The organism is uncultured Intestinibacter sp. (assembly GCF_902468165.1).
Lineage (GTDB): Bacteria > Bacillota > Clostridia > Peptostreptococcales > Peptostreptococcaceae > Intestinibacter.
Genome location: NZ_CABQXJ010000037.1, coordinates 16,017 through 27,526 on the forward strand (window position 1 = coordinate 16,017; position 11,510 = coordinate 27,526).

13 protein-coding genes are annotated in these 11,510 nt (G+C 24.8%); 11 read left to right on the plus strand and 2 right to left on the minus strand.

All coding sequences use genetic code 11. From position 1 onward, the window contains the following. Nucleotides 1–76 precede the first annotated feature (76 nt). Both RDX53_RS08050 and RDX53_RS08055 read left to right on the plus strand, forming a co-directional pair. A complete protein-coding gene (locus tag RDX53_RS08050) occupies nucleotides 77–1,006 on the plus strand; it encodes a hypothetical protein (RefSeq protein ID WP_307993948.1) in 930 nt (309 codons plus the stop codon). A 92-nt stretch (nucleotides 1,007–1,098) separates the two neighbouring features. After that, a complete protein-coding gene (locus RDX53_RS08055) occupies nucleotides 1,099–1,296 on the plus strand; it encodes a hypothetical protein (RefSeq protein WP_195930628.1) in 198 nt (65 codons plus the stop codon). A gap of 162 nt (nucleotides 1,297–1,458) precedes the next feature. Here the strand turns inward: RDX53_RS08055 and RDX53_RS08060 are convergent, their stop codons facing one another. Further along, nucleotides 1,459–2,022 carry a hypothetical protein gene (locus RDX53_RS08060; protein WP_307993949.1) on the minus strand — a complete coding sequence of 188 codons (564 nt, stop codon included), beginning with the start codon at nucleotides 2,020–2,022 and terminating at the stop codon, nucleotides 1,459–1,461. Nucleotides 2,023–2,351: 329 nt separating this feature from the next. Next, nucleotides 2,352–2,606 (minus strand): TM1266 family iron-only hydrogenase system putative regulator, encoded by a 255-nt coding sequence (locus tag RDX53_RS08065; RefSeq protein ID WP_195930621.1) that lies wholly within the window; start codon nucleotides 2,604–2,606, stop codon nucleotides 2,352–2,354. Between the two features lie 265 nt (nucleotides 2,607–2,871). Here RDX53_RS08065 and RDX53_RS08070 point away from each other — a divergent pair, with 265 nt between their 5' ends. From RDX53_RS08070 to RDX53_RS08110, 9 genes are all read left to right on the plus strand, one after another. Next, nucleotides 2,872–3,036, plus strand: coding sequence for a hypothetical protein (locus tag RDX53_RS08070; RefSeq protein WP_195930619.1), 165 nt, complete (start codon nucleotides 2,872–2,874; stop codon nucleotides 3,034–3,036). 180 nt (nucleotides 3,037–3,216) lie between these two features. After that, entirely contained in the window at nucleotides 3,217–4,470 is a 1,254-nt protein-coding gene (locus RDX53_RS08075; protein WP_295573843.1) for a VanW family protein, read from the plus strand. 214 nt (nucleotides 4,471–4,684) lie between these two features. Continuing rightward, nucleotides 4,685–5,620, plus strand: a complete 936-nt coding sequence (locus RDX53_RS08080) for a protein kinase (RefSeq protein WP_195931563.1) — start codon at nucleotides 4,685–4,687, stop codon at nucleotides 5,618–5,620. Between the two features lie 24 nt (nucleotides 5,621–5,644). Further along, nucleotides 5,645–6,811 carry an AI-2E family transporter gene (locus RDX53_RS08085; protein ID WP_195931562.1) on the plus strand — a complete coding sequence of 389 codons (1,167 nt, stop codon included), beginning with the start codon at nucleotides 5,645–5,647 and terminating at the stop codon, nucleotides 6,809–6,811. 215 nt (nucleotides 6,812–7,026) lie between these two features. Further along, entirely contained in the window at nucleotides 7,027–8,244 is a 1,218-nt protein-coding gene (locus RDX53_RS08090; RefSeq protein ID WP_307993950.1) for a VWA-like domain-containing protein, read from the plus strand. A gap of 55 nt (nucleotides 8,245–8,299) precedes the next feature. After that, nucleotides 8,300–9,391: a hypothetical protein gene (locus tag RDX53_RS08095; protein WP_295675135.1), complete on the plus strand. Its 1,092-nt coding sequence runs from the start codon at nucleotides 8,300–8,302 to the stop codon at nucleotides 9,389–9,391. Between the two features lie 14 nt (nucleotides 9,392–9,405). Continuing rightward, nucleotides 9,406–10,296 (plus strand): hypothetical protein, encoded by an 891-nt coding sequence (locus RDX53_RS08100; RefSeq protein ID WP_307993951.1) that lies wholly within the window; start codon nucleotides 9,406–9,408, stop codon nucleotides 10,294–10,296. A gap of 1 nt (nucleotide 10,297) precedes the next feature. Next, entirely contained in the window at nucleotides 10,298–10,978 is a 681-nt protein-coding gene (locus RDX53_RS08105; protein ID WP_307993952.1) for a hypothetical protein, read from the plus strand. A gap of 25 nt (nucleotides 10,979–11,003) precedes the next feature. Then, complete coding sequence (locus RDX53_RS08110) at nucleotides 11,004–11,348, plus strand: hypothetical protein (RefSeq protein ID WP_195930322.1); 345 nt, start codon at nucleotides 11,004–11,006, stop codon at nucleotides 11,346–11,348. Nucleotides 11,349–11,510 lie beyond the last annotated feature (162 nt).

Sequence of the window (11,510 nt, forward strand, 5' to 3'; positions counted from 1 at the left end):
TTTATACAATGGTTAACTTATACTTAATAAACTATTGTGATACTTTTTCTAATGCAATATACGAAGGGGTGATTTTATGCAAAGGATAATATCAGATAATTTTATTTATGATTTACAAAGTGGTATTTTAAGAAATATCTTAAAATATGTAAAATCAGATACTACTTTAGCAATGGAAATTAGAAAAGATTGTATAAATATCTATTATAGAGGAGGCAGTCTTTTAAAAGTAAAAGAAGTAGGAGAAAATATATATAACGGTTATTTTGATAAAAATTACATAAAAGCAGAAAATAGTCAAAGTGTAGTAGTAGAATGTATATCAGGAATTAATAATTTATCTAAGGCAAATAAATTAATAGAATATATACCAAAAATAAAACAACAAATGGATTTATGGATGAAGATAGAAATGCCTGATGGAGGCGAGAGAGAATATAAACATATTGTAGCTAAAGAAAATAATTATGGATTAATCGGAAAAGAAAGTGATTATTTTATAGGGGATATAGAGTATAGAGGTTGTCTAAATAATTATTTATTCGATATGATAGGGATTAAATGGCCGGTAGAAAATGAAAATACCGATAACTTAGATTTAGCTTTATTTAAAATGTATTATGGAGATAAAAATTTAAAATCATCTAAAGAAATTATAAATGATATATATAATATGGCTAATTTCTTTGAAAACGACGATAATTTAAACCTATTAAAACAAGATTTAATAGAAATATACAAAGCAAAAACTATGTTGGGTCTTTTATATCCATATAAAGAATTAAAAATTGGTTTTTCAGATAAAATAGAAATAGTATATATCTTTGGAAATCAAAGCGATGAAAATCAAGTATTAAAAAATACATTAATAGAAATAAAATCTTCTAAAGAATATGAAGAAATGTCTAAATTTATAGATATAAAAGTGGCCAAAGCTGCTTTTATGGGATATGGACTATATGAAAAAAATATAATTGATTTAGACGAAGCCATTAAAATGTTATAATTTGTCACATATTTAGTAACTAAATCAAACCTCAAATCATAATATATAAAAAATACTTTAGATTTTTTAATCACAGGAGTTGAGTGTATATTATGAATAAAATTACAAAACCTGTATCAGATGTAGGTAAAGAACTAATAAATGGAGTAGGTTCTATAGGCAAAGAATTGATAAATGGAGTAGGGACTATAGGAAAAGATGTAATAGGTGGAGTAGGTTCAGTTGCTAAAGAAACTATACAAACAGGCAAAAATGTAGGAAAAGCAGTAAAAGACAATGTAAAGAGATAAATAACTATTAACTTAATTTAGTAAAAATAAAAAAGAGAAATGAAAATTCTTCATTTCTCTTTTTTGCTTATAAAAACTAATATTTCTTTTATGATTGATTACAATTGTTATACATATATTTTGAAATTTTTCTTTATTGAGAATATTTTTAATAAAGAGTATTTATTTTATGTATTCATTTCCATTAATTATTAAAGATGTAGGCGAATTATCTTGCAAAATTAAGTCATAATTTACATTGCCTTCATTAGGCACGCTAAAATATCCTTGAGCATATACTAAGTTTCCATTTTGATGTAGTTCAGAAACATATACATTATAGCTTGTATTAGTATATTTACCTAAGACTTTTTTTACAGTTGCTTTGTAAGCTGAACTATCGGACTTATTTATTTCAGAACTTTGTGCTACAAATGTATTAGAAGGAACTTCACTTTGTGAATTTTGTTTTAGAAATGTAGTGATAAATATTAATAAAAATAAAGCTATAATAACTACTAAAAAGATTTTATTTTTTAGTTTATTTTTATTAGTATCTACATGGCCTTCTTTTTTAAAATGGTTTTTTTTGAATTTTAATCGCTTATAAGATGATAATGAAATAATTTCAGCATTTTTATCTTTTAGTGCTTTATGATCGTGGAAATTATGATTATCTTTACTGTTTTCAAACTCTTTTTTCTTCTCACTAAAGAGTATTGTATTATTTGCATTAGAATTTCTCATCTTGTTGCCCCCCTATACTATATCCCTTTTTTATATCATACTATATTTTAAGTGAAAAGCACAATAAAAATGTTAAATATTTGAAATACATGTAAAATTATGATAATTAATGAAAATAAAAACATCAGAAATAAATAAAAGAGGCATAGATATCTCTTTTATAAATTATAAAGAAATCTTTATTCTAAAGACATTTTACAAGATAGATTTCTTTGAAACACATGTACGGAAATTATAATTATCTATAATTTAAAAGGAATATAATTTCCTATGTGTTATAAAATATGTGTTATAAAAAAATCTTCAAATGAAGATTTTTTTAGTTTAAATTATTCAACTTCTTTTTTTGAAATGCTTGTTTTAACAAGAACAGAAGGTATTTTACCAAGTTTACCAGTTAGACTATTAATTGAATCTAATTCCCCTACAACTACAATACTTATAACAGATATGTTTTCAACTTCACAAGGTATACCCATTCTACCTCTAATTATATTTTTATATTTAGATACGATTTGATTAAATTGTTGTTGGCAGGTATCTGGATCTTCTAGTATTGCGCTTATAACTGCAACTCTTTTCATATTAACTCCTCCTAACTCCTTTCAGATTAGACAAACTTTTCTGGCAGGTATATATAAATTGTAGTCTTTAAATTATAAAAAGTCTATAAAGAGGATAAATTTTATAATGACTAATTTTACATTAAAAACCAAAAAAATATTGAAACAGAACTTATGTTTGGTATATAATTAACTTGCAGAACATATGTTTGGATAAAGAGATAGGAATATTTTTTAATATAAATTAATATGATGTAATAAAATTTTAATTTTAGGAGTGATTAAAATGACTGTGAGATACGAAAGAAAATTAGAAGATATAACTTTTTTAAATTTACAAAAAGGTGAAGTTACATTAATGCAATTAAATGAAATTTACAATAAATTTGGTTTTATATTTATAGGAAGTTCAGGGAAATTTAAAGGAATAAAAAAAGAAAAGAAGAATTAAGAAATATGGAAAAAATAAAAACCTATTGTTATAAAAATAGGTTTTATTTTGTTTTTTTTATAAAATTTTGGAATTTAAGCTAATATTTTAGTAACAATATAGTTACATTTGTAAGATTTTATTGTTTTAATTTCCTAATTAAAATATAATCTAAAGAGTACATAGGAATGGGGTGAAAGAATGAGTGAAGACACTACTGTAAAGAGAAAGGGTATTTCAAAAAAGAAAAGAAATATGATTATTGCAATTATTTCTGTGATAATTATTGCCTTTGTATTTGGTATAAATCATTTGACATCAAAACATTTATATAATGGAAGAATAGCTAAAAATATTTATATAGAGGATATTGAGGTATCTAACCTGACAAAACAAGAAGCACTAGATATTGTAAATGCTAAATATCCTATAAAAAATCTTAAGTTATCTTATAATAATGAAGAATATACTATAAATGCAAAAGATGTGGATTTATCGTATAATACAAAACAAGTAGTAGATGAAGCCTATAATTTAACAAGAGAAAAATCATACTTATCAAATGTAATGACTTATATGCGTACAAAATTTGGGGGACATGATTTAGGCATAAAAGTATCTTATGATGAGGATAAATTAGATAAAGAAATAGGACAAGTATCTAAACAAATAAATAAAAAATATGTAGATGCTACAATTTCAGTATCAGGTGGAATTACAGTGAAAGAATCACAAACGGGTCTTAAATGCGATGATGAAACTAATAAAAAAGCGATTGAAAAGGCTTATAAAGATAAAAATTATGAGACAATAGCTTTAAAAGTAGATGTTACACAACCAAGAGTTAAAACAGAAGATGTGAAAAGTATTGACACAGTACTTGGATCTTATTCAACTACTTTTAATCAATCTCAATATGGAAGAAATTATAATATAGCCTTAGCATTAGATAGATGTGATGGAAGTGTAGTAATGCCAGGAGAAACTTTCTCTTACAACGATGCAACAGGTCCTAGAATTGTAAGTAATGGATTTAAATATGCATCAGTTATAGTTGCTGGAGATTACCAAGACGCACCAGGTGGAGGTGTATGTCAAGGTTCTACAACTTTATTTAATGCAGTTTTACTATCAGGACTTGATATAACACAAGTTAGAAACCACAGTAAAAAAGCAGCATATGTTCCTGTAGGAAGAGATGCTATGGTAAATGACGGCGACAGTGATTTTAAATTTACAAATAACTTTGACCACCCAGTATATATATCTGCATATGCAGGTGGAGGAGTTGCTGGAGCTCAAATTTATGGATGTTCTAAAGATAGAGTTGGCGTAAGTATAAAAACTACAAAGTTTACTTATAATGGCTTAGAAGGGGCAAAAACTTATAGAACAATAACTAAAAATGGAAAATCAGAGACAAAACAAATTTATACAGCTGTGTATAATGGATAGATAAAAGAGACAAGCATATATGCTTGTCTTTTTTTAATTCTAAGAAAATTATACATTATCTGCTTTGTGTATAATGTATAATTTTTAAAATATAGATTTAAATAAAAATATACAAAAATTTCATTAAGAAAGTCTTAAGTTTTAAATAATTTCCATTTAGCGACATACTTTTATGATATAATATGATGAAGTTATTTTGGAAGAGGGAGATAAAGTGTTAATTATAGATAATAGATACAAAATTGATAATGAAAAAGATGAAGATTTACAAATAGATAAACTATACAGAGCAAAAGATTTACAATTAGATTCAGATGTATATATAAAAGTTATAAGGGACAATACTACCATAAAAGATACTTTTATAGCCAATCTAGTAGATGAATCTATGATGATGTCAAATATTGATTGTGACAATGTAGCAAATATTTTAGATGTAATAACTGATGAATCTAAATATTATATTGTCAGTGAGTATTTTAATGGAATAAGCCTATTTGATTTAGTAAATAAAAATAATATAACTTTAGATAATATTATTTTTATAATGAAACAAATGGTAACTTCTATGAGTATATTTGATGAAAAAGGTTTTTATCATGGAGGGATTAGACTAGATAATATTTTAGTTGATGAAAATCATAATATAAAAATATATGATTTAGGGATAACAAAGGCAAATGGGGGAGTAAATATAAGAATGAACGACAATATTTCATTTTTATCACCGCATCAATTAAATATAAATTATACAGATATAGAAAGTGATTTTTTTGCAATAGGAGTTGTAATGTACTATTGTCTATTTAAAAAAATGCCATTTAAAATAGCAAAAACAGAATTTGAGATGTTAAAAAATATAGATAAAGGCATAAACTTAGACCCAGAAAAAATAACTATTTTTAATGAACCAGTAATAAAAATTATAAAAAAATTGCTTGATAGAAAAGATAAGTATAATAATTACAATGAAATTTTAATTGACTTAACTAAAATAATGTATGTAAAAGCAGATATTGTTGAAAATAAAGATATAGACTTAGAAGAAGTTTATTGTGAAGAGCCAAAGAAGGATAATTCTTTTATGGTCAAATTAGTATCAATAATTATGTGCATAATTATTCTTATCATGATAATCATGCAATTATAATAATTGGCGAGAAAGGAAGGAAAAATGAAAGTAAATTGGAATAGCAAATATAATACAGTTGCTGTATACTCTTTAATTGTTATATGTATTAGTATTTTATTTTACTTTTTTGCATCACAAATAGGATCATTTAGTGCTAAAATAAGTTATTTAATTTCAATATTATATCCATTTATTATTGGCTTTGTATTAGCATATTTATTAAACTTTATTCTAAAATTCTATGAAGAAAGAGTATTAGTGAATATAAAAGTTTTTAATAAAATAAGACAAAGTAGAAAAAGAATGATAGGGATATTACTTACATATTTAACATTTGGAGTTATGATTTACCTTAGTATACATTTTGTATTCCCACAGCTTACAGAAAGCGTGGTCGGTATAGTAAATCAAATTCCACAATATATGGAAAATGCACGAAGTATAACACAAGAATTAATTAATAATTTTGAAATAAATGATCAGCTTGCAAATTTTGTGAATGATAAGTTAGCAGAAATATCGGCAAAACTAATAGCATTTATAAGTGAAATAGCTCCACTTATAGCAAATATAATTATGACTTTAGTATCTAGTATTTGGAATATAATATTAGGTCTAATAATATCAGTTTATCTATTATTAGATAAAGAAAAATTCTATGCATTATCTAAAAAGATGGTAAACGCAATGTTTAGCAGAAAAACTGCAGATAGAATATTTGAATTAACTCACAGAAGTAACAATACTTTTGGAAAATTCATAAGTGGTAAAATTATAGATTCAGCTATAATAGGTGTACTTAGTTTCATACTATTCTCAATAGCTAAAATGCCTTATGCTGTATTAATATCTGTAATAGTAGGTGTTACAAATATAATTCCATTCTTTGGACCATTTATAGGTGCAGTACCTTGTTTTGTACTTGTATTATTTGAATCACCGACAAAAGCAGTTGTATTCTTAGTATTAATATTTATAATACAACAAATTGACGGAAATATAATAGGACCTAAGATATTAGGAGACTCTATAGGAATTTCAGCATTCTGGATATTATTCGCTATATTAGTGGCGGGAGAATTATTTGGATTTATTGGAATGATAATAGGAGTTCCATTATTTGCAATTATATATTCTATAATTAAAGAAAATATAGAATATAAATTAAAAGAAAAAAATTTACCTACAGATACGAAAGATTATATGTAGATTTATAAATAGCCCTTATAAATTATTTGATTTATAAGGGCTATTTTTGAAATTATATTCATTTATAAATTGTGGATAATTTTAAGATGTGTAAATATATATAAAGATAAATTAGAGTTTTAAAAAGTTTTTAAAATAAAGATTTTTATAAATTTATTGTTAAAATATGTAAAAGAGTTATAATTAAGTCATGAAAGTAATTAGGGGTGGTTGATTTGACGATAGAGGAGAGTATTAGTAAATTAAAGATTAATTTAATAAAAAGAAGACCGTTTTACGGTGTGATTTTGATGAAATTGGGTGAGTTAAAAGAAAGTGATACAACAGATATTGTATCAACAGATGGAGAGACAATATTTTATAATAGAGAATATATGGAGAGTTTGAGTGAAAGTGAGAGGAATTTTTATATTCTTCACCAGCTTTATCACTGCATTTTTATGCATCCAACTAGAATGTCAAATAAAGATATTAAGATTGCAAATGTAGCTGCGGATTATCTTGTAAACTATTATATAGATATGGAAAAAAAAGAATTTAGGCGAAATCAAATTATGATTACACTTCCAAAAGACTCATTAATGGTAGATAGTGATGAAGATAAAGCATTACTAGAAAAACTGTCTTTTGAACAGCTTTATGAAATTCTATATAAAAATATAAAAAAAGATGATGATATTTATGATAATAGTCAAAGTAATGGTCAAGGCAAAAGTGGTCTAGGTCAAAATATAAATTATCAAAATATAACAGAAGACTTAATTAGACCTAAAAATATACAAAAAACTTCATCAAACATGAGAAGGATAATCCAGGAGAGTATTATCACTAATAAAATGCAGGGAAATAAATCTATGGGGGATATGCCAGGGAGTTTAATTAGAAAAATTGAAGATTTAATCGGTACTAGACTTCCATGGTACAAGTATTTAAGGAGATATTTGAGTAATATCGAATCTGATGACTTGTCTTTTGATACTCCAGATAAAAATCATCTATATAGAGAACTTATTTTACCTGGTGCTTATGAAGATGAAAATAAACTAGAAGATATATTATTTGTAATAGATACATCAGGTTCTATTTCTGAAGATGATTTAAAAAACTTTATGTCACAGGCTTATAATATATGTAAGGATTTTAATGCTACGGGAAAGGCAATATTTTTTGATAGTATAGTCCAAGATGTATTTGATATAGATAAAGATAATTTTAAAAAAGCTAGACCCGTTGGAGGAGAAGGAACTAATGTAGATAGAGCATTTTATTATATAAAAGATGAAAAATTAAAATATATATGTGCTGTAGTTTTGACTGATGGCTATTTTCCAAAACCAAATGTTTTAATTAGAAATGTTATTTGGTGTCTCACAGAAGATGCCACTACAAAAAATATTGAAGGATATAAGGGTTCTAAAATAATAAATATGTAAAAATTTTAGTAAGTAATCATATAAATTTAAAATTAAAAAATAAAGGGGTTAAAATATGTCTACTATTAATATAGAACAATTTGAAAAAATAGTTGAGTTTAATATCGATAATAATATAAAAAGAGCTATCCTAGGTCTTGGAGCTTCGGGGATAGGAAAGTCTGCAGTAATAAAACAAATAACAGAAAGAAAAAATATGGGTCTTATAGATTTAAGGCTTTTATTATATACAGAAACAGATCTAAAAGGTATTCCTTTCCCAAACGAAGATAAAACTAGAACAAAGTGGCTTCCAAATGATATTTTGCCAAATGTAGAAAGAGATGGAGAGAGGGGAATTCTTTTAGTAGAAGAGCTTACATCAGCACCTAAAAGAGTTCAAGCCGCTGCATATCAATTAATACAAGACAGAAAATTGGGTGAATATATACTGCCAGAAGGGTGGTTTATAGTTGCACTTGGAAATAGAGAAGACGACAACGGTGTATTTGTTCAGATGCCATCACCGCTGGCAAATAGATTTGAAATCCACGATATAGGATATGATTTAGATATATGGAAGAAAAACTTTGCATATAAAAATGGAATCAATTCTTTTGTAATAAGTTACTTAAATTTTAAGCCAGGGGCACTACATAATTTTGTACCGGAAAGCACTTCTATGATATTTGCCTCACCGAGAACATGGCACGCAGTAAGCGATATATTAAATACAAATATATTCGATTTTGACGACGATATACTTAGATATAAAATAGAAGGAAATGTTGGTGAGATTGAATGTAATAGTTTTTTACAATTTTGTAAATTGAAAGATGAACTTATAAGTGTAGACGATATACTTTCAGGTAAAGATATAGAAATTCCAACAGAACACGATAAGATATATCTATTAATTGGAAGTTTAATATCTCGATTAGAATATTTAAATAAAATTAAATCTATAGATGATATAGATGAAGAACTTATAGAAAAGCTTGAAAATGCAATTAATTTCTTTTTAAAACTAAAGCCAGAATTTACAGTACTTGCACTTAAAGACTTAGTATCACTAAATAGAAAAATCGTAAAGGAATTATTTATAGAAGAATTAGATAATGACGATATAATAGACTTTATAACAGAAAATGACTATATTTTTGAGTAAATAGAAGGTGGAGTATGAATAAGAAAGAACATATAAAAAGTGTAATTTTAGAATTTGACAAGATTATAAATTTTTTATTCGATGAATACGATTTAGATATAAGTCTGCCAATTGAAAAATGTCTTTCAAATGAAAGTATAAAAGATATAGTGCTCACTGAAGAAAGTACAATACTTGATAGTTTAGACAGTATTTATTATAAAAATACAAAGGATTTATTTCATGAGCTTAAAAAAATAGAAAAATTAGGTTCACCTAAACTACATTATTATAAAGATAATACGATAAGAGTTACGTCTTCTTTAATAGATACTTATAAACTAGACGGACATATAGATAATTTATATAATTTTAAAACTACATATTTATCTAAGCTAAAAGAGTTTTTAGAAGGTATAAGCACTATAAAATATATACAGTATTTAGTAGATATTGAAGGGCTTATTTTAGAATTAGGAGAGCCTAAATTAACTATAGATGGTGCCAATATAATTTTTAGGTATCCTTTTAATATAGATGATATATATAATTGCGTTCAATTTATAAAAAGTGAATTTGAAAATATGAAGATAGAAGCTTTATCATGTGTAGTTGTTTTGAGAAAAACTAAAAATGAAATATATATTCCAAATAAATATAAAGATTACTATTTTCCGAAGTGTTTTGAAGATGCATTAGATGATTTAGAAATAAAAACTTTGTTTAAATCTAAAGTAGTAGAAGTTATTATTGATGGTGAGTTTCAAAGTTTATATTATTTTAGTGCTTATGAATATATGAATAATAAAACAAATAAACCATACTGCTATATATATATAAAAGACAAGAGACTTTGTGATTTAGAAAAATCTAAACTAATAAATAAATTATTAAAATTACAAGATAATTTGGAAGCAGGTATTTAATATGATAGATAGAGAAACAATGATAAAGAGAATAAATGAAGAAATAGATAAATTAAAACATAAAGGTATAGTTGTAAATATAAAAATGCCTATAAAAGAAGAAGATAAGTTTTCTACATATAGTACTCATGAGTTAAATTCTATCTCATATCAAGTTATTTATGCTCCAAAAGACATCTTATTATATGAAGACGAATATTATATAAATTTCTTTTTAAATTATTTAATCAATTTATATACTAAAAGTGATAAGATACTTTATCTTCTAGAAAATATAAAAGAAGATGCATGTGTTAGTTTGGGACTTGTAGACTATAATAGTTATTTCCACTTTACAAAAGATAAGGTGATAGTAAATATAGATACTTTTTCACATGACAATAAAATATTTAAACAACTTATAGATATATATGATAAAAATCCAAGGGTATTTATAAGGAATATAATTAAAAATTCACTTATAAATGAGTTTAATGATCTATTAAGAAATGGTAAAATGAGATTTTTTAACTCAACTATTTTTAATGTAAAGATGAAAGGCAAAAAATACGCTGTATTTACAACTTCTAATTCAAAAGAAAAAATAATGTATATATTAGATGAAGAAAATAACTATATAGATTTATTTGATGAGAGATATTCCAAAATACTAAAAAAACTATCTTTAGTAAATAGTCTTTAAAATTACGTGAATCAGGGGAGAGATTATGTACTATATAAATAAAACGTATCTATATTCTAAAAAGAATATAGCTGGATTTGAAATATTAGATAATGAAGATAAAGATTTTAGAGAGCTTTTACATGTAGATGAAGCTATAGAATTTATAAAAAATAAAGGTGGTAAAATATATAATGCAACTTTATATAAAAAGAAAAAAGACAAATTTGATAGAGTAATTTACGATATAAAAGCAGATGGAGAAAACTTAAAAGATTTAAAAGATAGAAATATTATTTTTAACTTAGCTATAATATTTAATGATAGAGAAAGATATTACGAAGAATATAAAGAACTATTTATGAAATATCTATGTATTGCTAATTTCTAATATTGAATAAAAATGAGATAAATAGGAAAGGATATATTTATAAAATCGATTTTATAAATATGTCCTTTTTTATATTTATTTATAAGATGAATTATCATATTAAGTGCAACACTTAAAAATGGATAAAAAAATAGCTCATAAGTTTATGTTCATGTTACAGTA

Bases quoted from the DNA above. Each gene is read 5' to 3' on its own strand.
- RDX53_RS08050 (WP_307993948.1), top strand. From the start codon at position 77: ATGCAAAGGATAATATCAGATAATTTTATTTATGATTTACAAAGTGGT.
- RDX53_RS08055 (WP_195930628.1), top strand. From the start codon at position 1,099: ATGAATAAAATTACAAAACCTGTATCAGATGTAGGTAAAGAACTAATA.
- RDX53_RS08060 (WP_307993949.1), bottom strand. From the start codon at position 2,022: ATGAGAAATTCTAATGCAAATAATACAATACTCTTTAGTGAGAAGAAA.
- RDX53_RS08065 (WP_195930621.1), bottom strand. From the start codon at position 2,606: ATGAAAAGAGTTGCAGTTATAAGCGCAATACTAGAAGATCCAGATACC.
- RDX53_RS08070 (WP_195930619.1), top strand. From the start codon at position 2,872: ATGACTGTGAGATACGAAAGAAAATTAGAAGATATAACTTTTTTAAAT.
- RDX53_RS08075 (WP_295573843.1), top strand. From the start codon at position 3,217: ATGAGTGAAGACACTACTGTAAAGAGAAAGGGTATTTCAAAAAAGAAA.
- RDX53_RS08085 (WP_195931562.1), top strand. From the start codon at position 5,645: ATGAAAGTAAATTGGAATAGCAAATATAATACAGTTGCTGTATACTCT.
- RDX53_RS08095 (WP_295675135.1), top strand. From the start codon at position 8,300: ATGTCTACTATTAATATAGAACAATTTGAAAAAATAGTTGAGTTTAAT.
- RDX53_RS08100 (WP_307993951.1), top strand. From the start codon at position 9,406: ATGAATAAGAAAGAACATATAAAAAGTGTAATTTTAGAATTTGACAAG.
- RDX53_RS08105 (WP_307993952.1), top strand. From the start codon at position 10,298: ATGATAGATAGAGAAACAATGATAAAGAGAATAAATGAAGAAATAGAT.
- RDX53_RS08110 (WP_195930322.1), top strand. From the start codon at position 11,004: ATGTACTATATAAATAAAACGTATCTATATTCTAAAAAGAATATAGCT.